Consider the following 24,612-nt stretch of genomic DNA (forward strand, 5'->3'; position numbering starts at 1 on the left):
TAATGCACTACGCATCCTGACATCATGTGTGTTAGCCATAATCATACGATAGCAACACATAATGACAAAAAGGATGAACCAATGGGACCAAACAAAGAGTTATTAGAAGATTGGTGGGACGATGCCTGTTCCGGACAGATCAGCTTTATGCGTTTCCCGCATTCAAAAGATGTGAAAAATGCCGATATTGCGATACTTGGTGTGCCATATGACCTTGGAACGACCAACCGCCCCGGCGCAAGATTTGGCCCACGTGCCATGCGTGAACAATCAACACTGACCGGCGAATTTGAATTTGGTCTATGGCCATGGGAATATCATATCGCTGAACATCACACTGTGATTGATTATGGTGATATTTGTGATTTTGCCGGTTATCCGGAACGCATGGTTGCCCAACTTGAAAAAGCAACAGATGAGATCATCACAAATGATGCCGCTTGTTTTGCCATGGGTGGTGATCATTTTATTTCGCTGCCGCTTCTTCGTTCACATGTTAAAAAGCATGGACCGCTTGCGCTTATTCATTTTGATGCGCATACGGACACGTGGGTTGATGAAAACTATCATCACGGCACCATGTTCTATCACGCGATTAAAGAAGGATTGATCGACACGGAACATTCCATCCAAATTGGTATTAGAACGCCGAATTCAGAAACGCACGGCATTGAAATTATTTTCGCAACTGAACTTGATGAAATGCGCCCTGCTGAGGTCGCTGAACAAATCAGAAAACGTGTTGGCGACAATAAAGCATATCTGACATTTGATATTGATTTTCTTGATCCTGCTTATGCACCGGGTACAGGGACACCGGTTTCCGGCGGACCGACCGTCATGGCCGGGCGTAAAATCCTTAAAGGATTAAGAGGAATGAACATTGTTGGTGCTGATCTGGTGGAAATTGCCCCTGCTTATGACCCGATAGGCAATATCACTGCCGTTGCTGGCGCAACCCTTGGCGGCGATATTTTATATCTTCTGTCAGAGGCACTACGCAGATAACCATAAATCAAGCATCAGGATAAAGCCCCTATGAGCGACCAAGCATCAAACCCCAACACCATAGTGAGCGACAGGAAACGTTTCTTGCGTTTCTTTATTCCGTCGGTTTTGGGATTGATGCTTTTCTTGATGCCTGTTACCAGAAACGGTGAATTAACCGTTATGTTGGGGCTTTATGTTGATTGGATGATCTTGAATTACAACGACCTGTTGATGAGGATCGTTGTTTGGATCACCGTTTTTTCCGCGATCCTGGGTGGTTATTGTCTAATATTCAAACCCAAATGGAAAGAAAACCGGCCGCTTTTATACGCCATGGCCGAAACAACACCCATCTGGTTTTTATTACGTGCGGCAGGCGCATCAATTGGCATAATGGTGTTATTTGAAATTGGCCCTGAAATTTTAAGATTAGAAGACACCGGCTTTGTCATGTTCAATGATATCGGCATTGGTTTCTTTCTGATTGTTATTCCGGGTTGTTTTTTAATGCCATTGCTGACCGAATATGGGGCCATGGATTTCATTGGTGTGATGGCAGCCCCGTTATTTAAAAGGGCATTTAACCTGCCCGGTCGTTCTGCTGTTGATGCCATATCATCATTTGTATCGTCATCACTGGTTGGTATCATGTTAACGTCACAACAATACCAACGTAACCGTTATACGGGACGTGAGGCCGTGGCAATTGTGACAAACTTTTCTGTTGTTTCTGTTCCATTCGCACTGGTAATTGCCACCGTCAGTGGCATTGGTGATGTGTTCTTTTTATGGTATTTTGCGTCCATGATTGCTTGCGTTGCCTGCGCCATTATCACTGTACGTATACCACCAATTTCAAGAATACCGGATATTTATAAAGATGGCACAGTAAGCAATAACAACGAAGACACGAACCAACATCAAAACATCATCCTGCGCGGCGTTGATATTGCCATGAAAACAGCGGACAATGCCCCGCCGGTTAAAAGATCAGCGAAACTGGCGACCCATATGTCAATGGAACAGTTATTCGCCGTTCTTGGCCCAAGTTTGGCGCTAGGCACCATGACAACCATACTTGCCTTTCATTCGCCAGTCGGTGAATTAATCGGCACGCCGATATCTTGGATAATTTCATTATTCAATGTTGAAAACGCGAAATATATCGCGCCAGGATTTGTATTTGGATTTCTTGATCAATTCATTCCTGCTGTTATCGCCAGCAACATCGAAGGGGACGTCATGCGTTTCGTGCTTGCCGGTCTTTCCATGTGTCAGATTATTTTTATGTCTGAAACGGGCGTGATAATCCTACGTTGTGGATTGCCGATTAAATTTTCACAACTATTGCAAATTTTCATCATCCGTACTTTGATCGTGATACCGATATTACTCATCTTTGCACTGATAATCTTTTAATTCTTACGAAACATAATTTTGATCACCCAAAAAATACTTTATTGTAACAATATAACATTTTAAGGTTACCGCACTACAAGGAAGTAATGATTCGAGGGATCAATGGTTCGTACCCATAGGTTTAAAATATTTAGCCTAATGTTAGCGCTGCTATTTGCATTTATGCAAATTCAATTTGCCGCGCATGACAGCGAACATCATTATGACAATTCCGATTGCCAAATTTGTCAAATATATGCTCACAACTCATTGGCTGATCTGCCCGAAAGTCAAATGATTTCCTTTATTGGGAATATTGATTTCCAATCATTCTTCCTTGTCACTCTTTTTTTAATATCGCTTTTCCACACTAACAACACGACCAGAGCCCCTCCCGTTTCTTAAACATTCTCGTAATTTGATCAATCGCCTGAATGAACAAAAAAATTCAGCGAAATCATATTTTTTGAACAGTTAAGGAACGACAAATGAATATCAGTTTATTCATAACAATTTCGGGCATGGCATTACATGATTAAGCCAGTCTCTAAGCATAATAGATACACAGAACTAGACGCGTTAAGAGGGTTCGCATTATTCGGAATATTGCTTGCAAATCTCTATAGTTTCATGGGTTACAATACCTATAGCCCCACTGAAATTACGACCCTACCTACTGCGGATCGGTCTGTATTATTTATGATTGACTGGTTTGTTGAAGGCAAATTCTATTCCATTTTCTCGATGCTTTTTGGGATGGGATTTGCCCTTCAAGCCATTCGCATGGAAAAAAGTCAGGACATCTTTACCGCCTATTGGTCAAGGCGCATGCGGCTACTGCTTTGTATCGGTTTATTTCATATGTTTCTGGTATGGCACGGCGACATTCTGACACTTTATAGCTTAATGGGCATGTTGCTTATTTTATTCACCAATTTTTCCAAACGAGCACTTTTATACACATCAATATTCCTGCTGACGTTTCCCATATTCAATCATCTATTGGTTAGTTTTACACAGGACGCATCATTCTGGTCATTGCTATCTGATAAATCAAACAACTGGCGACAGGAATTGGGTTTAGGTGATTTTTCTCTATTGGAACTCAGAACATCTGATAATGCAGACGAAGTATTCTTGATTAATGTTTTAAGAGCCATCACAAGACCCATTGGATACCTTATGTCTGCAAGACCTGCCGGTGTGCTTGGCATGTTTTTACTTGGCATGTTCCTGATCAAATCATGGAATGACAGTGGTAACTTTGGCCAACTTAAAAAATGGCCCATCTTTTTCATCATAGGTTGCGTTACAAGCTTTGGATACGCATGGACAAAATATGTAAGCGGCACACCATATGCCCTTGATGATTTTGGTTTTATCCAATCCGTAATTTATAACATCAGTGCCCCTTGTTTTGCTCTTGGCATTGTCGGGGCTTTTTTCCATTACTGGAAAAATGAAAAAATCCAAAAATTGATGACATTTTTTACGCCACTGGGAAGAATGGCACTCACCAATTACCTCGTCCAAAACAGCTTGGCTGTCATGATCTTTTTTGGTTATGGCTTGGCGTTGATGCGCCAAATTCCGTTTGCTTATATTCCCGTAATCGCAAGCCTCATATTACTCGCCCAATGGGTATTCAGTGCTTATTGGCTATCTCGTTATCGCCAAGGGCCACTTGAGTATCTATGGCGAAAATATGCTTACCGGGATTACTGAAATGACCAATTCAAATATTAAAAACATTCATAAAATAAGAGGAGTTAATAATGACTGAAGTACTTAAAGCAGATGGTTTAACAAAATCATTTGGCTCAAAAACAGCTCTAAATTCACTTAATTTAGTAGCGAATGAGGGGGAAATTATTTGTCTTCTGGGTGCGAATGGTGCCGGAAAAACAACGACAATCAATCTTTTTCTTGGCTTTTTAGAGCCAACATCAGGCGCCGCAATTGTTGACGGTAAAAATGTTGCCGAAAATACCGAATATGCAAGATCATGCCTTGCATATGTTCCGGAACAGGTAAATCTATACCCGACGTTAACGGGTCTAGAAAACCTTTCCTATTTTGCCAAGCTCGCAAATAAACAAGACCTCGGCGAAGATAAGTTATATGAACTGATCGACCGTGTTGGCCTTGACCGTAAAGCCGCAAGCGACAGAGTAGAAAATTATTCAAAAGGCATGCGTCAGAAAATCGGCCTTGCTATTGCACTGGCCAAGAATGCAAAAGCATTACTACTAGATGAACCGCTTTCCGGTCTGGATCCAAAAGCTGCAAATGAATTTTGTGCACTCATCAGAAAACTTGCCGATGAAGGCACAGCCGTATTAATGGCCACTCATGACTTGTTCCGTGCCAAGGAAATTGGCGACCGTATTGGTATTATGAAAGCTGGCAATCTTGTGGATGTATTGTCCGCTAAAGATATCAACCATAATGAACTAGAACAGATTTATCTTAACCACATGCATGACACCGACACAAATCTGGAGAGAGTGGCATGATCGGTACAGTCATTGAAAAAGAATTAAAAGAATACCGCCGTGATGGCCGGATTATGGGCATTGGTTTTCTTATTCTATTGCTTATCATCATTAGCCTCGCAACCGGATGGTCCGTTAACAGCGAACAACAAATTCAAGCCGCCTTTGCGCAGCAGGCAGACCAAGAAGTATTCCTTGAACAAGGCGAAAAAAATCCTCACTCTGCGGCACATTTTGGTCGCATGGCATATAAATCAGCGCCGCCACTTTCCGTGTTTGATCCGGGGGCGCTTCCGTACCTTGGTCAGATTATCTGGCTTGAGGGGCACGTACAAGACCCGGCTATGTTTAGACCAGCCGAAGATTCACTGGACCTAAGAAGATTGGCGGATTTAAGTGTTGCAGGCGTGCTGACATTTTTATTACCGCTGCTTATTTTTCTTGTGGGATACGGCAGCTTCGCCGCCGAACGCGAACGCGGCACACTTCGTCAGATCATGAGCTTTGGTTCCGGTGTATCCTTACCCTATATCGGAAAATTATCAGCAATAAGTTTTGTTGGCATCTCAACAGCCGTGGTCGCCATTGTTGTATCACTATTCCTTGCAATCTCTATGCCGGATAATACACCAGTATCAGACATCCTGACCCGTGGCATCGGCCTTATTTTAGGATACGGCCTATATGTTGTTATCTTTGCGGCAATCGCCCTTTTTGTGTCATCGAGGTCAAAGAATGCGACGTCAGCAATGCTCTTATTACTGAGTATCTGGGCGTTATCCGTTGTTGTTATCCCAAGGCTGGCTGCAAATATCGCGGAAAATATGTATCCATCCCCGGATGGGTCAGCATTCTGGCAAAATTATTCTGATGAAATGGCCGCAAGTAGGCTTGATCCAGAAAGCGCTGAATATAAAGAGGTTGAACGCATTGTACTAAGCATGGCATTTGACCGTGAACTGACATTGGAAGAAATCCCAACTCTTGAATACAACCAAAGAGGGGTACGCCTTGAAGTTTCAGAATATATGGCGGCACAAGCGTTCGGTAAACTTTACACTGACCTTTATAATACTTATGAAAATCAGAAAAACGTAAGGCGTGCCTTATCATTCCTGTCACCAACAATATTGTTGCAGCACTTTTCAAGCACCATTTCCGGAACAGATGTCACGGCACATAGGCACTTTGCAAATGCTGCTGAAATACAGCGACAAATCATCATCAAAGAATTAAACGAAGATTTAATCAGAAATGATGTTGGTGGTTCAGGACCTTATGTATCTGGTGAAGAATTATGGGAAACCATTCCTGATTTTTCCTATACCCCGCCATCAATTTCATTGTCATTAACCGGCGCATCTTGGGATTTTCTGCTCTTGCTTATCTGGGCAGTCATTGCAATCAGTGTGTCATGGAATGTCGCAAAAAAACAAAAGATTATGTGAGGTATAATAATGACATTATCAGATATTATTTCCCACGAGTGGAAATCAAAACTTTCTCATCCAGTAACACTGATTAATATTTTGCTATTTGCTGCAATTCTAATCTTTGGATCATTCAGTGGTGCACTGGATCGCGACAGCAGGATCAGTAAGATTGAGGCGCACCATCAGGGCGTCTCAGCGAAAACAGAAAATTGGCTTAAGAACGCAAAAGCATGGGAAGAAAAAGGAAAAGAATCCGGCGTGTCTTCATGGTCCGGATCTGCGGCAATGTTGACTTTACCGACATCCTTAACACCAGGGGTACTTGGTGATTTTGCCATTGGACAATCGGATTTTTTGCCCTTTACTGGTGAGGTTGCCTTAAGACAGGCAAACATTAAACTTTTCTCCAAATATGAATTTGATGATCCGGTTTCACTCGCACTTGGTGCTTTTGATTTGAGTAAAGCGGTGATTTTTATTCTGCCTTTACTGCTGATTGTGCTCTGTTTTGATGTGTTGTCATCCGAACGCGACTCAAACAGACTTGGTCTTACCATGGCGCAAGGGATCAATTTGCGGTCTTTCTTCTGGCGCCGTGTATTTGTGCGCGGCAGCATCGTACTTGGATTAACCATTGTTGTTTCCACATTGATGTTCATCATTCAAACAAATGAATTTACATCGGGCCGTTTATCGATGTTTTTCATTTGGCTTACGGGTGTCATTCTTTATGCCTTTTTCTGGATGGGGATTATCAGCTTCATTGCCAGTAAAAATAAAAATGGTGAAACTAATGTTATTTCACTGCTTATCCTTTGGGCCGGATTTACATTGATTATCCCGGCGGCCGCCACATCGGTTACGGAAACAATTTATCCAACGCCATCACGCCTTGCTTATATGGCGGAAGCACGAGAAATGGAAAATGAAGCCGGACAGGAAATAGCCGATATTGCCAATAAATATCTGCTTGATCATCCGGAACTTTCCATCAGTGATGAAAGTGAAATGCCGGCGTTTCTACGCACTGGCTTTATTGTGACCAAAACAACCGATGAAGCCATTAGCCCCATTCTTGAAGAATTTGAAACAACAGCATTGGAACGTGAAAATACACTAGGGTTACTTAGATATCTTTCCCCCGCGATCACAACGCATATTTTGTTTAATGACGCGGCTGGAACATCATCCAAGCGCCATAATGATTATCAAAAAGCGGTTCGTGATTTTAAAAATCAATATGCTGAACGTGTTGGTCCGTTGATTATGTCGAACCAGCGATTAAGCATGGATGAGTTTAACAATATTGCTGAATTTCATTTTGATGATCAAAAAGCAGGGCAGGTATTTTCAAATAACCTAGTTGCATTGCTGTTTTTGGCACTGTTAAGCGGAATTCTATTGATTATGGCGGATAAACGTGTCCGCGGGATTAAAGGACCAAAAGGGTAAGAACATGTTGAGTAGAACCTTGTCGCAAAGCACCGAAAGAAACATAAACGCAAACGTATCCTCAGGCAGCAGGCTTGTTTCCATTGATGCTTTGCGCGGGTTCGTTATGGTGATCATGTTAATTGATCATATTCGTGAAACTTTTTATCTCCATCTTCAGGTATCTGACCCCGTCGATGTTTACACCACCAGTCCGGCATTATTTTACACACGTTTCGCCAGTGCCATTTGTGCACCGGTGTTCATCTGGCTAACCGGGTTATCAGCATATCTATATGCGCAGAGGCACACGAAAAATGAAACCGCCGCCTTTCTTTTAAAAAGAGGGTTATTTCTAATCTTTCTTGAATTGACAGTAGTCGTGTTTTTATGGGCGGGGAAATATCCACCGAATATTTTTTATCTGCAGGTGATCTGGTGTATCGGATTTTGTATGATATCTCTTGCCGGATTAATATATTTACCGCGTAAAGTAATCCTGATGATTGGGATTGCCATCGTCGCGGGACATAACCTTTTGGATGGATTTAAACTGGATGAAAGTTCACCATTTTATGTGATCTGGGCGATCCTTTATCAACGCGAAGTTCTTGATTTCGGTGGCATTGTCGCCAGAACCAGTTACCCATTTTTACCGTGGGTTGGGGTTATTGCGCTTGGCTATGTATCAGGATTATGGTTTTCAAATGCGTCCACACCGGAAAACAGACAAAAAACACTTCTTAAATTTGGTTTGATCGGCATGTTATCCTTCATCCTGATCAGGGGCATTAATGTCTATGGTGATTTTGCGTGGATCAATACCGGTGAATTTTCCACCACTCTCATGAGCTTTCTAGCCCTCACCAAATACCCACCGTCATTTATGTTCAGCCTTTCCATGCTTAGTCTTGGGATACTTTTCTTATATTTCTTCGATAAAAACGATCAGAGCAAGTTTACAAAAATCATGTCACATTTCGGTGCGGCGCCGATGTTTTATTATATATTCCACCTTGCCTTTTTAAGGATACTTTACCTGATCGGAATAACAATTTATGGCCCCAACGAAGGAAAATACCTGTCCTTCCCAAGTGTCGGTTATATCTGGCTTTCATTTGTCCTATTCACAGTCATTCTATATTTCCCAACCAAATGGTTCGCGGATTTCAAAAAGCGAAACAGACATATCGCATGGCTTAAGTATTTTTAGGAATTGTTCTATCAGAATTCTGACCGGATAAAATCAAGATCGCGTGAACCCGCGCTTTCAGTATCAATTTCGATACGATCCTGACCAACAATTCCCGCTAAATTTCCATAAAGTTTCTGATGCAATTTTTCTAATACGGCACCACCCGGATTATAGCCATAAAAACTGACTGCATAATATGGTTCAGCGGCATCAACCTGACGGTGGCTGAAAAAAATCTGACACTCATGCGCACCAGCACATGATTTATCCGTTAATATCCAATCCACCCCCGCAGAACGGCCATCTCTTTGATCATAACCACTGATCGTTTCATTTATCGATAGCTCAATTTTTGAAACTTCTTGCTGATCTAATTGAATTCGATAAGTGTATTTGACGTTATCATCGCTGCACCAAACCAAAAGGAAAAGCGCAGCTATTAATATTATCGCTGATAGAACAAGTCTCATATTTCCTAACCACATGGTTCGCGGATTTCAAACAAGCGAATAAACATATTACAAGGCTTAAGTAGTTTTAGAAATTGATTATTCATTCACTAATTATGTAAGAGTATTTTATTAGAAATATTCTTAATGACTGCTAGTGACCCTAGGTAGCACTGAGGCAGAGTTTTCTAAATTATAAATCGTCGTAATCTATGAACTCCCATGGGATTTCTTTTTTAAATAGTTGTATGGATTGTTCCATCAACTCAAGTGATACCTCATTCTTAAAAATCTTAATTTCCCTTGTTTTTTTAGTATCATCTCTAAAAAGCTCCAGTACAACTCCACCATTCTTATATATCTCGACGCCAATTCCATCTCGGAAAAGTACGTCACTCGCTACCACAAACTTATCTATCTCTGAAAATTCGTTATCCATTTTCAATCCCCACATACATTTATAGATGTCACGCTAGAGTACTTTTATGCTACCTACAAAACAATGAAATTATCGAACGTTAGTTATACTTACGCTTAACGCTTCAATCACCCCTGAATAAGCGTTCCCGCACCATGTTCGGTGAATAGCTCGAGTAACAACGCATGTTCAACGCGGCCATCGATGATGACTGACGCGCCGACGTTATCATGTAGGGCTTTGATGCATGTTTCGATTTTCGGGATCATGCCGCCTTGGATTGTGCCGTCTTCGATGAAAGCCTTGGCCATATCTTCGTTCATTTCTGGCACAAGATTTTTGTCTTTATCAAGCACACCTGCGATATCGGTGAGCAATAATAAACGTTCCGCATCAAGCGCCCCCGCAATGGCGCCCGCCATTGTGTCCGCATTGATGTTATAGGTTTCACCATTTTCACCAAGGCCAATGGGTGCAATCACCGGGATAATATCACTGCCCGCGAACATATTTAGGAAATCCGCATTCACATCTTTTGGATGCCCGACAAACCCAAGATCAAGGAATTGTTCAATCTGTGATTCAGGATCTTTTTTCGTGCGGCGTAGTGGTTCGGCGATCACAAGGTTACTGTCCTTACCGGAAAGGCCAACCGCCTTACCACCGACCTTATTAATGGCGCCAACGATTGATTTGTTGATGCTGCCGGAAAGAACCATTTCCACAACTTCGATGGTCGCTTTATCGGTAACCCGAAGACCATCGATGAATGAGCTTTCGATTTTTAATCGTTCCAGCATTTTACCGATTTGTGGGCCGCCACCATGCACAACAATCGGGTTCATTCCCACCTGTTTCATCAGCACGATATCACGGGCAAAATTGTCGGCGAGTGCCTCATCCCCCATGGCGTGACCACCATATTTAATCACGAATGTTTTTCCCGCATGCTTACGCATATAGGGAAGGGCTTCTGTAAGCGTATCTGCTGTTCTTAAAAGTTCCTGCTTATCAACCACACCATTCGTCATTTTTTATTCCTTTATTATGCGAGATCCGCAATCACACCCCGAAGTTCTTCTAACCCATATCCCTTAACGGAACTGGTGATTAAAACTTCTGGATGGGCAGCCACATTTTTTGCAATGGCTTTTTCCGTTTTTTTGATTAATTTTTCCTGCTCGCTTGGCTTGACCTTATCACATTTGGTAAGCACCACCTGATAAGAAACGGCCGTTTCATCAAGCATGGACATTAATTCCTTATCACTGTCCTTAAGACCGTGGCGACTATCCACAAGCACAAATACCCGGCGTAAGTTCGGACGGCCGCGTAAGTAACTACGCATCAGTTTCACCCAGTCTTTCACAAGTTTTTTGGAAACTTTCGCATACCCATACCCCGGAAGGTCCACCACATATAATCCAAGCTTGCTTCTGTTTCCTAAAAAGAAAAAGTTAAGCTGTTGTGTACGGCCCGGTGTATTGGACGTGCGCGCAAGGTTCGACCTGCCCGTCAGCGCATTAAGGATACTTGATTTACCCACGTTGGAACGCCCTGCAAAGGCGACCTCGGTCGCATTTGGTTCCGGTAATTGCGTCAGCGACGCTGCACCAAGCAGGAATTCACAATTTTCACGAAAAAGCAGGCGCCCCTTTTCAAGGAATGCCGCCTGCTCTTCTTCTGATCTTTCTTCTTCAAACAATTTAAATTGCCTTTATTTTTATCTTGTCCCTATTTTTCTAGGGCTTCGACCCTGCGCATGATGAACCACTGCTGACAGATTGTCAGAATGTTGTTCCATGTCCAGTAGATCACAAGACCAACAGAGAAGCCAGCCAAAATAAATGTGAAGATAATCGGCATAAAGGCAAAGACCTTTTGCTGAATTGGATCTGTCATTGGCGGGTTAAGCTTTTGTTGGAAATACATTGTCGCGCCCATGAAGACCGGCAAAATACCAATCGCAAGGAAGCCAGTTGGTTCCCACGGAATAAGGCCGAAAAGGTTCGTTACAAGTAACGGGTCCGGTGCGCTCAAATCTTTAATCCAGCCATAAAATGGTGCATGACGCATATCAATGGTTACATACAACACTTTATAAAGTGAGAAGAAAATAGGAATTTGAATGAAAATCGGTAAACAGCTTGCCAGCGGATTTACTTTTTCTTCCTGATAAAGCTTCATGGTTTCCTGCTGCATGCGTGCGCGGTCATCACCATATTTTTCTTTAAGTTTCTGCATCTTTGGCGCAAGTTTTTTCATGCGTGCCATGGAAATATATTGCTTATTCGCCATCGGGAACAGAATACCTTTAATCAACAGCGTCAACAGAAGGATCGCAATACCAAAGTTACTGACGATGCCATAGAAGAAATGAAGCAAGAAATAAATCGGCTTGGTAATGAAATAGAACCAACCCCAGTCAACGGCATAATCAAACATTTTGATGCCGCCTGCTTCTGTATATTGCTCTAAGAGTTCAATTTCTTTGGCACCTGCAAAAAATCTGGATGAACGTTCAAACGTCACACCCGGTGCAACAGAAACACCATTTGTGGCAAAATTTACGTGGAATTGCTCGCCACCATTTTGTTCCGTACGCGAAATATTGGTTACGAAATCTTCTGATTGATCAGGAATGACGGCAACCATCCATTCTTTATCGGTGATACCGGCCCATCCGCCGTTTGAGACTTCTTGACGCTCATATGTATCGTCTTCCAGGTCTTCGTAGGCGATTTCTTCTTTACCGTCTTCACCAACACGAATTGGCCCTTCATGAAGAATGAATAGCGGCTGTGCACCGCTGCGACCTTCACGGAATACACGGCCATATGTGGCCATCCCTAGTGTGGTTTGTGAATTATTCTGAACGCGTTGCGTAACTGTGAACATATAGTCATTATCAAGAGCAACATCACGGTTAAAGATCACCCCTTCGCCGTTATCCCATGTGAATGTCACTGTTTCACCGGCACCAAGCGTGGCTTTATTTGCTGACCAGACACTATTTGCGTCAGGACGTTTGCCATCACCAATCCAGCCGAAATCAGCAAAATATGAATTAAATGAACCTGATGGATTAAGCAGTGTGATAATCGGTGACGATTTATCCACTGTTTCATGATAATCTTTTAATGAAAGATCATCAAAACGAAGCCCTTTAAGACTGATGGAACCCGAAAGACGTGCGCTATCGATTTTAATGCTGTCGCGGCCATCAATAATTTCAACACGGTCAGTGGCAATTTGTTTCACAACCGGAGCAGACATTCCTGGGATGCTTCCGGCATCCGCTGCGCTGCCTGCTGCCATTTGTGGCACGCCCGCCGTATCAACATCAACGGCTTGCTCATTTGCGGCTTGTTGCTCAGCTGCTTCGCGCATTGGGGCGCCATAGAAATATTCCCACCCGAACAAGATCGCCATGGTCAGCACAATTGCCATAATAAAATTACGATTTTCTTCCATCTTTATATCTCAAATCTATTGGCCGTCCGTGCCGGCCTTACAATTACAATTCCCTGATCCATTCATTTTTGGCGGTACCGGATCATAACCGCTGTCACCCCATGGATGACATCTAAGAATTCTTTTTACCCCCAAATAAAAACCCTTAATGGCACCGTGGATTTCTATTGCCTCCATCATATATGATGAACATGTTGGCAGATATCTACACTTCGGCCCCAGAATGGGTGAAATGACATACTTATAGACAGTGATCAAAGCTTTCAAGACATAAGAGAGAATCAGGTTGAAAAACCCTAAAAGAGAAGTAATTATCGTCATGCCCCCTCCTTTTTTTTCTGCTTTAGTCCATCCAGACGCTTCAGCGCCCATTTCGCATCGCGAATCAACTGATCAAACGGGTATGTCAGTATTTCCTGTCTGGCAATGAATACATAATCACGATTTTTAAATAAACAAGCCCCGGCCACGTTACGCACTACTTCGCGCATTCTTCTTTTGGCGCGGCTACGGGCGACTGCATTACCGACCTTTTTGCTGGCGGTATATCCAATGCGGGGTTCATCATTTTCATTTTTACCAAGCTGGATGATAAAAGCGGGTGTAATCCATTTCTGACGTGTGGAAGCAACACTTAAAAATTCACTTCTTTTTTTAAGTGTGGGAAGTTTTTTTCCTTTATTTTCAATCACGTCGGTCATGAATGATTTTCCACAAAAAAACCGGCCTCTTCTTTCAAAGGACCGGTTTCAAATTCGTTTTTCGCAGTTTTCCGCAAATTATGCAGATAAACGTTTACGTCCCTTTGCACGACGGGCAGCAAGAACACGTCTTCCGCCAACAGTCGCTGAGCGCGAACGAAAACCATGACGGCGTTTACGAACCAGAACACTAGGTTGATATGTACGTTTCACTGGACTTCTCCAACTGCCTTACGGCATTAAATTAAATACGTTATGTCAGAATCGATATCTGACCAATGATTATGAAAACGGGTGTATAATGGGTATGACAATATAAGTCAATGCCTCTATAGCGATATTTCTCATAAAAATATCCTACCTCACACTCTCGTGATCGGAGTTTATTTTATATAAACATTATAGATGATTATGTTCATTTCCGCTAAGGTAAAATGAATAGTTTTAAATATCGGATATAAAATAAGAATGAAAATAAAAAAACTTATCCCTGTCGGTCTGCTTATAGCAGGGTTAATTCTGGCACTCATATTCGATGTGGGGAAATATCTTTCCTTTGAAGCGATCGGTGAAAATTACGCACAGCTTAAATCTTTAATCGAACAAGATTTTATCATAAGTCTACTTTTATTCGCGTTCGTCTATATTCTGGTGGTGGCATTTTCTATTCCAGGCGCGTCTGCGCTCTCTTTATTATATGGCGCACTTTTAGGCACATTTGTTTCAGGCACCCTTATTGTGATCGCGGCAACCATTGGCGCAACCATTATATTTCTTGCGGCCCGTTATGCTTTATCAGATGTTTTGCGGGAAAAAGCAGGTCCCTGGCTATCCAAAATGCAAAATGGCTTTAATGAAAATGCGGTTAGTTACTTATTATTCTTAAGACTTGTGCCAGCGTTCCCATTTTTTGTTGTCAATCTGGTGCCTGCATTTATGGGGGTTTCGTTGCGCGTTTATGTGCTTACCACACTATTCGGTATTATGCCTGGTACATATGTATTTGCAAGCATCGGCAACGGTATTGGGTATGTTCTTGAACAGGGAAAAACACCTGACCTTTCTGTTCTTGGTTCCCCAGAAATTTTACTGCCGCTTGCAGGGCTTGGCCTGCTTGCCTTAATCCCGATTATTTTCAAAAAATTGAAAGCAAATAAAACAGCATGACAATACTTAAAACGGATATATGCATTATCGGCGCAGGCAGTGGTGGCTTGAGCGTTGCTGCGGGCGCCGTGCAACTGGGAAAAGACGTCATCTTGCTTGAGGGCGGAAAAATGGGTGGTGACTGTTTAAATTATGGCTGTGTTCCATCAAAGGCATTACTGGCCGCAGGCAATGCCGCCGAAAACCAAAGAAACACCGAAAAATTCGGCATTACTCCTGTTAATCCAAATATCGATTTTTCAAAAGTACATCAACATGTTCATGATGTGATCGGCGGGATTGAACCGCATGACTCCGTCGAACGGTTCGAAGGATTAGGTGTAAAGGTCATACAAGAATACGGAACTTTTGAAGATCAGAATACAATCAGGGCTGGCGATCATTTAATTAAAGCCAAAAGGTTTATCATCGCAACCGGATCATCGCCCAGCATTCCACCATTTCCTGGCATTGAAAATATTGATTATCTTACCAATGAAACGATTTTCAATTTAAACGAGGCCCCTGAACATTTAATCGTTATCGGTGGCGGTCCTGTTGGCCTTGAAATGGCACAAGCACACAGAAGACTTGGATCCAAAGTCACAGTCATTGCGTTAAAATTCATGGAAAATGATGATCCCGATTTATCGGCAGTACTTCTTAAATCCCTAGAAAATGAAGGGATCAATTTAATAGAAGGCAAGGTCATTAACGAAGTCATCCAAAACGGGCAAAATATTACCGTAATGACCGAAGATGAAAATTTCATCGGAACCCATCTATTAATTGCCACTGGAAGGAATCCAAATATTGATAAATTAGCGCTTGAAAAAGCAGATATCGACCATTCATCCGTAGGCATCAATGTCGGGGCGAACTTAAGAACTTCCAATAAAGCAGTATACGCCATCGGTGATGTTACTGGTGGCATGGGCTTCACCCATAAAGCAGGATATGACGCAGGCATTATCATAAGACGGGTATTATTCGGTATGTTTTGGGCAAAAGCGGATTATAAAGCTCTTCCAAGAGCAACATATACTTCACCGTCTCTCGCCAGCGTCGGACTACCTGAACGAGAGGCTCGTACAAAATTCGGTGACAATATCAAGATATTAAAATGGGATTACGCGGAAAACGACCGCGCCCGTGCCACCTTAAAAATGGATGGAATGATCAAGGTCATTACGGATAAAAAAGGTAAGATCCTTGGTGCATCAATTGTTGGCGAAAGTGCAGATGAGTTGCTCGCCACGTGGACACTTGCTATAAATGAAGGATTAAAAATTGGATCAATGGCGAATGTAATTAGCCCCTATCCAACACTTGGGGAAATTAGCAAACGAGCTGCATCCAGTTTTTACACCGATAGCTTATTTAGTGAACGAACACGTAAAATCGTAAAATGGTTATCAAAATTGGGATAATTGATGAATGGCAAACTTGCTGAATATATTTTCGATTAAAAAAAGCCTCTCTGCAAGGTTGCTTTTGTTCACGATCTTTTTTGTGCTAATTGTTGAAGCACTTATTTATATTCCATCCATTGCCAATTTCCGTGAAAACTGGATTAATCAAAAACTAAACGAAGCAAACATTGCCATCAAGGTTCTAGAAGCTGCGCCTGATTTTATGGTCAGCCGTCTCCTTGCAGATGAACTGTTAAGTTCAACAAACAATCATGCGATCATCCAAAAATTCAGCGAAATGGATCAACGTGCTCTTATGCCGGATGAACCATTTAATGTTTCCGCACGCTTTGATATGCGTGATGTTTCATGGCTTGAATCCGTAAATGATGCCTTTGATACGCTCATTAACATGAACCGTACAGGTTACCTGATCGAAGCAACAGGAAACGCATCCGGCGGTGATGGTGAAGAAATTATCATTATTTTTGATGAGCAACTCTTATGCAATGACATGTTGATTTATTCACGCAACATTGCGCTGTTGACTATAATCATTTCCTTATTCACAGCCATGTTGATTTATTACAGTTTGTCCGTACTTTTGGTGGAACCGGTCAAGAAAATCACCGATACCATGATTGATTTTCGACATGCACCAGAAGACCTTACCAAAAAATTTATCCCCGAAGACCGCGATGATGAAATCGGCGTGGTGATGAAAGAACTTGCAAAAATGCAAGATGACGTCAGGAAAGCGTTAAACCAAAAAGATCATCTTGCGAAACTCGGCGGCGCCATTAGCAATATTAATCATGATCTTCGTAACATGTTATCCAGTGCACAGCTCGTTTCTGATCACCTAAGCACTATCGATAACCCCGTTGTACAGCAACTAACACCACGCTTCGTGAAGGCCATTGACCGTGCCATCAGGCTTTGTGAGAACACATTACAATATGGCGGCAGCGAGGTAGAAGAACTGCATCTTCGAACCTTTAACCTTCATAATCTGGTTGAGGATGTATCAACATCACTTGGCCTTTATGAAAATAGGAATATTCAGCTACATAATGAGATTGATAAAGATCAACGCATTAATGCCGATAATGATCAGATTTTCCGTGTCTTAATGAACATCTGCCGCAATGCCGTACAGGCGGTTGGTGAAACAGGAAATATAACTGTTACTGGCGAAGTAAATAATGGCCATATCACAATTGACATTGCCGATGATGCTTTGGGTATCCCTGAAAAGATTAAAGAAAACCTGTTCCAACCATTTAAAACCGGAAGCAGAGGTGGCACAGGATTAGGGCTTGCCATTTCAAAAGAGATCATTACCGCACATGGCGGCACACTTGATTTGGTAAAAAGCGATCAAAAAGGCAGTACTTTCAGAATTATATTGCCGATCAACCCTTCATAAAAATGATCTTTATTCCGGCAGTTTCGGTGTCATTCTTAATATTCTTTCTAACAATGTCCTAACATGCGTTAATTCTGAAGAAACAAATCCACCGCTTGAAAGCTGATATTCAATCTGACGTAATGTTCCCCCAACATCATTAAGACGGGATTTTTCAATTTCCACTCCGCGCCAATACTGGGGCTTTTCATCATTTGAAGCCTGATTATATGCTGCTATTGCAACATTAATATTTTGCTCTAATTCATTAATCCTAATTTCAGAATTTGAAATGGTTTCCCGAATTTCATCCATTGTCATTTGGTGGGCGTTATCAAAGCTATTATTGAGACTCGTATCATTCAAGTTTACTGAATTTAGCGAAACAGCACTCTCATCATTCGCTTTTTCTTCAATTTCGTTCCATAAATTATCGGCTTGTAATACTGGCCACTCATTATCGTTACCAGAAGCGCATCCTGCGACAATACAAACCGGAAGCACAAACACTACTGGCTTCAAATATTTGTAATATAACGATTTTTCATTCAATTTCATTATCTGAAAATCTTCCTTACCTAAAATATTCCTCTACTTTAATTGATGAAACTGCCCCTTACAAGCGCACAAAAATAGCTTTTTTCAAAAAAAAATAATATATTTGTCAAATGATGCTTGCAATCAGTGGCCGATATGATTAGTTTGCGTCTCACATTTCGAATGAGAAGCGCTTGTAGCTCAGCTGGATAGAGTACTTGACTACGAATCAAGGGGTCGGGAGTTCGAATCTTCCCAAGCGCGCCATTCATCTTCCCAACATAATTTGTTTTTATTGGTCCAGTGATGGATAATTTGCAATATGGGATCAGTTACAAATAAATATAACCTCTGTTCTGAATAAACTTTAGCGAACTACCTGCACATTCATTTGTGGTAATGAAAAGGTCTTTTCATTTGTTACAACACACTTTATGCTGCTGCTATCGATTCAGAATAAGAATAACATTTAGGAGTTATTATGACAGAGCCTTTAATGCCAATGGCTACAGGCGTATGGCTTGTGGATAATACAAGTCTCAGTTTCACACAAATCGCAAAATTCTGCGGTTTGCATGAACTGGAAGTACAAGGTATCGCCGACGAACAAGTCGCAGTTAATATTGTTGGACTTGATCCGGTTGCAAATGGTCAGCTCACATGGGCCGAGATTGAACGTTGCCAAAATGATGAGAAAGCTGAACTTCAACTGGTTAAAGATGAAGTTCCGGCAAAAACCAGAAGTGGCGGCGCGAAATATACCCCTGTTTCAAAGAGACAGGATAAGCCAGACGCGATTGCATGGCTTTTAAGACATCACCCAGAATTAACGGATGCACAAATTTCAAAGCTTGTTGGCACAACCAAGCCTACAATCACAGCGATCCGCGAAAGATCACACTGGAATATGAGCAACATTAAACCTGTTGATCCAGTACTTCTTGGACTATGTCGTCAAACAGAACTTGATGCAGCCGTTCAGAAAGCAGCCCCACGCCGCGAAGAAACTGCGGCAGAAACAGCTGAGGCAGATGCACCAGCTGAAGAGGCTCCGGAGCAAGAAGCTCAAGAATAAATTACCATCAAATTTTGATGTAAAAAAAACCCGCTTAAAATAAGCGGGTTTTTTATTGGATCAATCATATTTTATTGCGTACTCAGCCGAGCGATCTCATCTTTTAAGACCAGCTTTTCCTTCTTTAGCTCATGCAAAATCGTACTATCCGGCGCCGGACGCATTTCTTCATGATGTATTCTTTCATCCAGTGCGGCATGTTTTTTAGAAAGTGCATTGATATGAGCTTCAGAATGCATATTTTGATCTCCTGATTGTGTTGGAATATTCGGAATTTTGGCTGATGCCGTATTGAGATGTTTTATTAATAATGTGTGAGTTTTTGATCAGCGAATAAAGTTCGCGATTTTCAGATGCGTTATGTTTCATAAATGGACAAAAAGCCATTCGCACTCCCAATTATTACTCACCAAATGGGATTTCCCAATATGGTCATAGCAAAAAAGATTACAGCATAAATAAAATCAAGAGTCACGCCAAATGGGATTAAAATCGCATTAATTTTGTTAGATTCTTTGTAACGCTATATAATATAAAATATTTTTGATATATATAATGCACATGTAACTTTTACGATTCTGATATCTAAAGTTTTAGGCGAATATTAAATGGCAAATAATCAAAAACGACTCATAGTCGGGATCAGCGGCGCATCTGGAATTTCATATGGTATTCGTACGCTTGAACTGCTCAAAAAACAAAACATCGAAAGCCATTTAATCATGTCGAAAGCCGCCGCAGTAACGGCCGGTCTTGAGACAGAAATGAAAATTTCAGAAATAAATGCCTTGGCAACTGAAGTTCATAAAGTGGACGACATTGGCGCATCTGTTGCCAGTGGTTCATTTAAAACGGACGGCATGTTAATTGTGCCCTGTTCCGTAAAAACCATGTCGGAAATCAACACGGGCGTCACTTCAAACCTGTTAAGCAGGGCCGCTGATGTAACCCTAAAAGAAAGACGAAAACTGGTTCTGATGGTTCGGGAAACACCACTTCATCTGGGCCACCTGCGTACCATGGCATCGCTTACGGAAATGGGGGCAATTGTCGCACCACCAGTGCCGGCGCTATATACAAAACCTTCTTCACTAGATGAAATGATTGATCAATCGGTCGCAAGGATTCTGGACCTGTTTGATATCGAGGTTGATGAATTAAAACGCTGGAAATCAGAATAAAAATTTGTGCTTATATGCTATATTAATCATAGGGAGAAAATAGCGAATGAATATGGATAAAGCAGATATTCTTGAAAAGATTCAGGAACTCAGGGTGCAACACCGCGACCTTGATGATGCGATTGCTGCTTTAATCAGTTCAGGTACAACAAATATGCTGCAAATCAAAAGATTGAAAAAGCAAAAACTAATGCTGAAAGACCGGATTGCGAAGCTGGAAGATCAATTGGTACCAGACATAATCGCCTGATTATAAGTTATTCTTTTTCATATCCTGCTTATGAGAATACATTTTCTTATCCGCATGATCGAGTGCTTGATCAGGACTTAGTCCCGAATGAAGTGGGTAAATACCATAGGCAACCTTAATTGGAATTTCTTTACCGCTAATCCTTAACGGATTTTTTTCCAAAGATGCTAAAATTTGCTGTGCCTTGGCATTGGCATTTTGCTCACTTGCTTTTGGTAGGATAATACCAAATTCATCACCACCAAGACGCCCAATGATATCAGAATCACGTAAATTCATCATCATCACCCTGGCAACATGCATCAAGGCTTCATCACCCGCCTTATGGCCCAGATTGTCATTTATGACTTTCAAATCATTCATATCCAGGAAAATCAATGAACTATTGATGCCATAACGATCGGAATAAGAAATCATTCGCGTCATTTCACGAACAAATGCACGGCGATTTGAAATTTCAATCAAACTATCCTGATCCGCCAGTTTTTCAAGCTCAGAAATTCTTCTATGCGCAATTTCAAGCTCATTACGCATATGGTCCACTTCTGCCATCAATGTCATAATCGCATTGCGAACCTTTGGGGTCATTTCATGGGCAGGTATGCCAAGAACACTGGCCGTATCAGCAATATTTCGCGCAGGGGAAGTCGCAGCAACAGATGATGTTGCTTTCGTTCTTTCTATTGTTTTTCGGCGTATCGGTTGTGCTCTTCCAACCTGGCCGGGCCCTTGCACTTTCACTTAATTTGCACCTATATTTATATGACTGATTGTTTAAAATATGAATTTTCAACATATCATTGTCGTTCTATTATGCTATATATATTCATAGTATATGGCATATTCAATGATAACATTCGCCGAATCTTAATTCTACAGTAAACTTGCCTAACTGATTTAGATCAGTATAATCCCTTTTTTTTAAACAGGCCGGAATGGCCGGAATAATTGGTCAAGAGACAGAACATGAGTGAAAATAAAGCCCGCGTTGGTATTATAATGGGAAGCCAATCCGACTGGCATATTATGAAAAATGCTTCAGATGTACTGGAAAATCTGGGTGTTGAACATGAATGTCGTATTGTATCTGCGCACCGTACGCCAGACCGTCTTTATGAATATGCAAAATCAGCAAAAGATCGCGGTCTTCAAGTTATTATTGCGGGCGCGGGTGGTGCAGCTCACTTACCCGGCATGGCAGCTTCTATGACATCATTACCAGTTCTTGGCGTTCCTGTTGAAAGCAAAGCATTAAAAGGTATGGATAGTCTTTTATCAATCGTTCAAATGCCCGGCGGTGTACCGGTTGGAACGCTTGCTATTGGACAGGCAGGTGCAAAAAATGCGGGACTAATGGCGGCATCGATTGTTGCACTTGGTGATGAAACAATATCAGAGAACCTTGATAAATGGCGCGCAGCACAAACCGGTGCCGTGGCTGAAATTCCTGTGGATTAATTGTAATGAATACGCTTACCCCCGGATCGACTATTGGAATGCTTGGTGGTGGCCAATTGGGCCGCATGATGGCAATGGCCGCAGCGGAACTTGGATTTAAAACTCACGTATTCTGTCCTGACCTTGATAACCCGACAGAACAAGTTGCTAATGCGGCAACACATGCTGATTACGAAGATCACGCAGCCCTTGAAGCATTTGCAAATTCCGTTGACGTTGTCACATATGAATTTGAGAACATTCCTGTTTCTACGGTTGAATTCCTTAAGAAAACGACCAATGTTTTCCCAAGCTCAAAAGTGCTTGAAGTATCACAGGACCGTCTTTCAGAAAAAACCTTCATTAATAAATTAGGGATCGAAACAGCACCATTTAAAGGTGTTTCAACACTTGAAGAGGCAGCAACCGCATTAGAAGGCATTGGTTATCCAGCGGTTTTAAAAACGCGCCGTTTCGGATATGACGGTAAAGGGCAAGCGATTGTGAAATCTGAAGCTGGTCTTGCAGACGCATGGCAAAAATTAAACAGCAAAGAAATTATCATCGAAGGCTTTATTAATTTCGACCTTGAAATTTCAGTGGTTGCCGCCAGAAGCCAGTCTGGTGAAATTAAATGTTTTGCCCCCGTTGAAAATATTCATAAAAATCACATTCTCGATTTATCAATTGCGCCAGCGCGTATTGACCAATCCATCAAAGAACTCGCTATCGCGAATGCATCGAAAATTGTTGAAAAACTGGATTATGTCGGCGTCTTAACGGTTGAATATTTTGTTTCACAACATGACCCTGTACTTCGGGTTAATGAAATTGCGCCGCGCGTGCACAATTCCGGTCACTGGACCATTGAAGCCTGCCCAACTAGCCAGTTTGAACAGCATATTCGTGCGATTTGTGGATTGCCACTTGGATGCGTTGATTTTATTGGTGAAGCACGCATGACCAACTTAATTGGTGATGATATTGACCAATATGGTGCACTGCTTGCTGAAAAAGGGGCAAGCGTTCACCATTACGGAAAATCAGAAACACGCGCGGGGCGTAAAATGGGCCATGTTACAAGGCTTTATCCAAACGGATATTAACTGCCGTAACGTTTTTCGCCAAGCTTACGCCAAACTTTTGCAAGATCAGGTAATTTATCTTTATTCTGGAATTTGAATTTTTCAAATTGCATGACATTTTCAATGCGGCGATCAAGGAATTCCCATGTTTGCTGATGGTCTTCGCTTTCATCATTGAGCCAATATAAAAATGTGCTGCTATAAACGGCCGATAAAGTCATACGCTTTGTATAGTAATTAAAGTCGGTCGATTGGTCACCAATTGCTTTCCACATTAAATCAACCGTACGGTATAAAATTTTAAGGGCACGGTAATGATTTTGCGGTAATGCGACAAAAGGCGCTGCTCTATTCGCTGCTTCTTTATGAGGGGTTTCAATTTCAATACGTGCACGAACAAGAGCTGTAATTTTTTCACGAATTTTTTGATCATGGAATTCTGCGTCTTTAATGATTTCAAGCATTGCAAGATCACAGCGCTGCGCACATAAGTCAAGCATGCCCATTGCACCATCCGGAAAGGCTAAATCTACGATACCCGGATCAATGCCGATGTCTTCTGCTGCTTGCTTCATAGCCTTATCAGACCAGCCATCAAACGCCACATGTGTCATTATCGCATCCAGTAGCGAATCGCGATAATCGTCCGGTGTCATATTTTCATTTTTCTTTGTCATATCTTATATATGAGCCTGATTATGCCAAAGGTAAAGTCAAATCGGCCTAAAAATTCAATAAATCCCAGAAAAGTGCCTTTAATCCCTTCACAAAGCATACATCTTTTGTTAGAAAGCACTCCTCTTAAAAACAAAAGTTTTTTAGATTTAACACAAACCAGAAAGGAGTGTGACTGTAACCATGCAGGTTATTGTCCGCGATAATAACGTTGATCAAGCACTTCGTGCCCTGAAGAAAAAACTTCAACGCGAAGGTGTTTACCGCGAAATGAAAATGCGCCGTTTCTATGAAAAGCCATCTGAAAAGAAAGCTCGTGAAACAGCCGCTGCAGTTCGTCGTTCTCGCAAACTTGACCGTAAACGTCTTGAACGCGATGGCGCCGTATAAGCGTTAAACGTTACTGAATTTAAAGGCCGTCC

At 41.8% G+C, this 24,612-nt stretch carries 28 protein-coding genes and 1 tRNA gene; 17 read left to right on the top strand and 12 right to left on the bottom strand.

The genetic code is table 11. From position 1 onward, the window contains the following. The first annotated feature begins 81 nt into the window (after nucleotides 1–81). The 7 genes from speB to KW060_RS13375 all read left to right on the top strand — a co-directional run bounded on the left by speB (nucleotide 82) and on the right by KW060_RS13375 (nucleotide 8,960). Nucleotides 82–1,008, top strand: coding sequence for an agmatinase (gene speB, locus KW060_RS13345; protein ID WP_249035884.1), 927 nt, complete (start codon nucleotides 82–84; stop codon nucleotides 1,006–1,008). 30 nt (nucleotides 1,009–1,038) lie between these two features. Next, nucleotides 1,039–2,409 carry a YjiH family protein gene (locus KW060_RS13350; protein ID WP_249035885.1) on the top strand — a complete coding sequence of 457 codons (1,371 nt, stop codon included), beginning with the start codon at nucleotides 1,039–1,041 and terminating at the stop codon, nucleotides 2,407–2,409. Nucleotides 2,410–2,919: 510 nt separating this feature from the next. Next, nucleotides 2,920–4,113 (top strand): DUF418 domain-containing protein, encoded by a 1,194-nt coding sequence (locus KW060_RS13355; protein WP_249035886.1) that lies wholly within the window; start codon nucleotides 2,920–2,922, stop codon nucleotides 4,111–4,113. Nucleotides 4,114–4,163: 50 nt separating this feature from the next. Then, complete coding sequence (locus tag KW060_RS13360) at nucleotides 4,164–4,904, top strand: ABC transporter ATP-binding protein (RefSeq protein ID WP_249035887.1); 741 nt, start codon at nucleotides 4,164–4,166, stop codon at nucleotides 4,902–4,904. Beyond that, nucleotides 4,901–6,331, top strand: coding sequence for an ABC transporter permease subunit (locus KW060_RS13365; RefSeq protein ID WP_249035888.1), 1,431 nt, complete (start codon nucleotides 4,901–4,903; stop codon nucleotides 6,329–6,331). The genes KW060_RS13360 and KW060_RS13365 overlap by 4 nt, the downstream gene beginning before the upstream one ends. 9 nt (nucleotides 6,332–6,340) lie before the next feature. Next, the gene (locus KW060_RS13370) at nucleotides 6,341–7,768 is read left to right on the top strand and encodes a DUF3526 domain-containing protein (protein ID WP_249035889.1); all 1,428 of its coding nucleotides are present in this window, start codon (nucleotides 6,341–6,343) and stop codon (nucleotides 7,766–7,768) included. Between the two features lie 4 nt (nucleotides 7,769–7,772). Continuing rightward, entirely contained in the window at nucleotides 7,773–8,960 is a 1,188-nt protein-coding gene (locus KW060_RS13375) for an acetyltransferase domain-containing protein (RefSeq protein WP_249035890.1), read from the top strand. 11 nt (nucleotides 8,961–8,971) lie between these two features. On the opposite strand, the gene KW060_RS13380 is transcribed toward KW060_RS13375, so the two are convergent. From KW060_RS13380 to rpmH, 8 genes are all read right to left on the bottom strand, one after another. Beyond that, on the bottom strand, nucleotides 8,972–9,412 hold the full coding sequence (locus KW060_RS13380) for a hypothetical protein (RefSeq protein WP_249035891.1): 441 nt from the start codon (nucleotides 9,410–9,412) through the stop codon (nucleotides 8,972–8,974). Nucleotides 9,413–9,584: 172 nt separating this feature from the next. Then, nucleotides 9,585–9,830: a hypothetical protein gene (locus KW060_RS13385; protein WP_249035892.1), complete on the bottom strand. Its 246-nt coding sequence runs from the start codon at nucleotides 9,828–9,830 to the stop codon at nucleotides 9,585–9,587. Nucleotides 9,831–9,937: 107 nt separating this feature from the next. Then, nucleotides 9,938–10,840, bottom strand: coding sequence for an acetylglutamate kinase (gene argB / locus KW060_RS13390; protein WP_249035893.1), 903 nt, complete (start codon nucleotides 10,838–10,840; stop codon nucleotides 9,938–9,940). Nucleotides 10,841–10,854: 14 nt separating this feature from the next. After that, nucleotides 10,855–11,514 (bottom strand): ribosome biogenesis GTP-binding protein YihA/YsxC, encoded by a 660-nt coding sequence (gene yihA / locus KW060_RS13395; protein ID WP_249035894.1) that lies wholly within the window; start codon nucleotides 11,512–11,514, stop codon nucleotides 10,855–10,857. A 29-nt stretch (nucleotides 11,515–11,543) separates the two neighbouring features. Continuing rightward, nucleotides 11,544–13,283 carry a membrane protein insertase YidC gene (gene yidC, locus KW060_RS13400; protein ID WP_249035895.1) on the bottom strand — a complete coding sequence of 580 codons (1,740 nt, stop codon included), beginning with the start codon at nucleotides 13,281–13,283 and terminating at the stop codon, nucleotides 11,544–11,546. A gap of 15 nt (nucleotides 13,284–13,298) precedes the next feature. Beyond that, nucleotides 13,299–13,655 carry a membrane protein insertion efficiency factor YidD gene (yidD, locus tag KW060_RS13405; RefSeq protein WP_420833125.1) on the bottom strand — a complete coding sequence of 119 codons (357 nt, stop codon included), beginning with the start codon at nucleotides 13,653–13,655 and terminating at the stop codon, nucleotides 13,299–13,301. Further along, the gene (gene rnpA, locus KW060_RS13410; RefSeq protein WP_249035897.1) at nucleotides 13,601–13,984 is read right to left on the bottom strand and encodes a ribonuclease P protein component; all 384 of its coding nucleotides are present in this window, start codon (nucleotides 13,982–13,984) and stop codon (nucleotides 13,601–13,603) included. The genes yidD and rnpA overlap by 55 nt, the downstream gene beginning before the upstream one ends. 78 nt (nucleotides 13,985–14,062) lie before the next feature. Then, a complete protein-coding gene (gene rpmH, locus KW060_RS13415; RefSeq protein ID WP_249035898.1) occupies nucleotides 14,063–14,197 on the bottom strand; it encodes a 50S ribosomal protein L34 in 135 nt (44 codons plus the stop codon). A gap of 255 nt (nucleotides 14,198–14,452) precedes the next feature. Between rpmH and KW060_RS13420 the strand changes: the two genes are divergently transcribed. The 3 genes from KW060_RS13420 to KW060_RS13430 are packed head-to-tail and all read left to right on the top strand — an operon-like array spanning nucleotide 14,453 to nucleotide 17,971. After that, nucleotides 14,453–15,151 carry a TVP38/TMEM64 family protein gene (locus KW060_RS13420; protein ID WP_249035899.1) on the top strand — a complete coding sequence of 233 codons (699 nt, stop codon included), beginning with the start codon at nucleotides 14,453–14,455 and terminating at the stop codon, nucleotides 15,149–15,151. After that, nucleotides 15,148–16,560: a dihydrolipoyl dehydrogenase family protein gene (locus KW060_RS13425; RefSeq protein ID WP_249035900.1), complete on the top strand. Its 1,413-nt coding sequence runs from the start codon at nucleotides 15,148–15,150 to the stop codon at nucleotides 16,558–16,560. The genes KW060_RS13420 and KW060_RS13425 overlap by 4 nt, the downstream gene beginning before the upstream one ends. A gap of 7 nt (nucleotides 16,561–16,567) precedes the next feature. Then, nucleotides 16,568–17,971 carry a HAMP domain-containing sensor histidine kinase gene (locus KW060_RS13430; RefSeq protein WP_249035901.1) on the top strand — a complete coding sequence of 468 codons (1,404 nt, stop codon included), beginning with the start codon at nucleotides 16,568–16,570 and terminating at the stop codon, nucleotides 17,969–17,971. Nucleotides 17,972–17,980: 9 nt separating this feature from the next. On the opposite strand, the gene KW060_RS13435 is transcribed toward KW060_RS13430, so the two are convergent. After that, complete coding sequence (locus tag KW060_RS13435; RefSeq protein WP_249035902.1) at nucleotides 17,981–18,508, bottom strand: hypothetical protein; 528 nt, start codon at nucleotides 18,506–18,508, stop codon at nucleotides 17,981–17,983. Between the two features lie 169 nt (nucleotides 18,509–18,677). Between KW060_RS13435 and KW060_RS13440 the strand changes: the two genes are divergently transcribed. Both KW060_RS13440 and KW060_RS13445 read left to right on the top strand, forming a co-directional pair. After that, nucleotides 18,678–18,754: transfer RNA gene (locus tag KW060_RS13440), tRNA-Arg, on the top strand. 214 nt (nucleotides 18,755–18,968) lie between these two features. Continuing rightward, the gene (locus KW060_RS13445) at nucleotides 18,969–19,562 is read left to right on the top strand and encodes a DUF1013 domain-containing protein (protein ID WP_249035903.1); all 594 of its coding nucleotides are present in this window, start codon (nucleotides 18,969–18,971) and stop codon (nucleotides 19,560–19,562) included. Nucleotides 19,563–19,633: 71 nt separating this feature from the next. Here the strand turns inward: KW060_RS13445 and KW060_RS13450 are convergent, their stop codons facing one another. Then, the gene (locus KW060_RS13450; protein WP_249035904.1) at nucleotides 19,634–19,801 is read right to left on the bottom strand and encodes a YdcH family protein; all 168 of its coding nucleotides are present in this window, start codon (nucleotides 19,799–19,801) and stop codon (nucleotides 19,634–19,636) included. Between the two features lie 369 nt (nucleotides 19,802–20,170). On the opposite strand from KW060_RS13450, the gene KW060_RS13455 reads away from it, so the two are divergent. Both KW060_RS13455 and KW060_RS13460 read left to right on the top strand, forming a co-directional pair. Continuing rightward, complete coding sequence (locus KW060_RS13455; protein WP_249035905.1) at nucleotides 20,171–20,743, top strand: UbiX family flavin prenyltransferase; 573 nt, start codon at nucleotides 20,171–20,173, stop codon at nucleotides 20,741–20,743. A gap of 52 nt (nucleotides 20,744–20,795) precedes the next feature. Beyond that, complete coding sequence (locus KW060_RS13460) at nucleotides 20,796–20,993, top strand: YdcH family protein (protein ID WP_420833198.1); 198 nt, start codon at nucleotides 20,796–20,798, stop codon at nucleotides 20,991–20,993. Here the strand turns inward: KW060_RS13460 and KW060_RS13465 are convergent, their stop codons facing one another. Then, nucleotides 20,994–21,734: a GGDEF domain-containing protein gene (locus tag KW060_RS13465; protein WP_249035907.1), complete on the bottom strand. Its 741-nt coding sequence runs from the start codon at nucleotides 21,732–21,734 to the stop codon at nucleotides 20,994–20,996. A 225-nt stretch (nucleotides 21,735–21,959) separates the two neighbouring features. Here KW060_RS13465 and purE point away from each other — a divergent pair, with 225 nt between their 5' ends. Both purE and KW060_RS13475 read left to right on the top strand, forming a co-directional pair. Next, complete coding sequence (purE, locus tag KW060_RS13470; RefSeq protein ID WP_249035908.1) at nucleotides 21,960–22,451, top strand: 5-(carboxyamino)imidazole ribonucleotide mutase; 492 nt, start codon at nucleotides 21,960–21,962, stop codon at nucleotides 22,449–22,451. Nucleotides 22,452–22,456: 5 nt separating this feature from the next. Then, on the top strand, nucleotides 22,457–23,536 hold the full coding sequence (locus KW060_RS13475; RefSeq protein WP_249035909.1) for a 5-(carboxyamino)imidazole ribonucleotide synthase: 1,080 nt from the start codon (nucleotides 22,457–22,459) through the stop codon (nucleotides 23,534–23,536). Here KW060_RS13475 and KW060_RS13480 read toward each other — a convergent pair. Next, nucleotides 23,533–24,192, bottom strand: coding sequence for a COQ9 family protein (locus KW060_RS13480; protein ID WP_249035910.1), 660 nt, complete (start codon nucleotides 24,190–24,192; stop codon nucleotides 23,533–23,535). The two genes, KW060_RS13475 and KW060_RS13480, sit on opposite strands and share 4 nt — an antisense overlap. 181 nt (nucleotides 24,193–24,373) lie before the next feature. On the opposite strand from KW060_RS13480, the gene rpsU reads away from it, so the two are divergent. After that, nucleotides 24,374–24,580, top strand: a complete 207-nt coding sequence (rpsU, locus tag KW060_RS13485; protein ID WP_249035911.1) for a 30S ribosomal protein S21 — start codon at nucleotides 24,374–24,376, stop codon at nucleotides 24,578–24,580. Nucleotides 24,581–24,612: the final 32 nt, after the last annotated feature.

Origin of the sequence: Pseudemcibacter aquimaris, assembly GCF_028869115.1 — a bacterium.
Lineage (GTDB): Bacteria > Pseudomonadota > Alphaproteobacteria > Sphingomonadales > Emcibacteraceae > Pseudemcibacter > Pseudemcibacter aquimaris.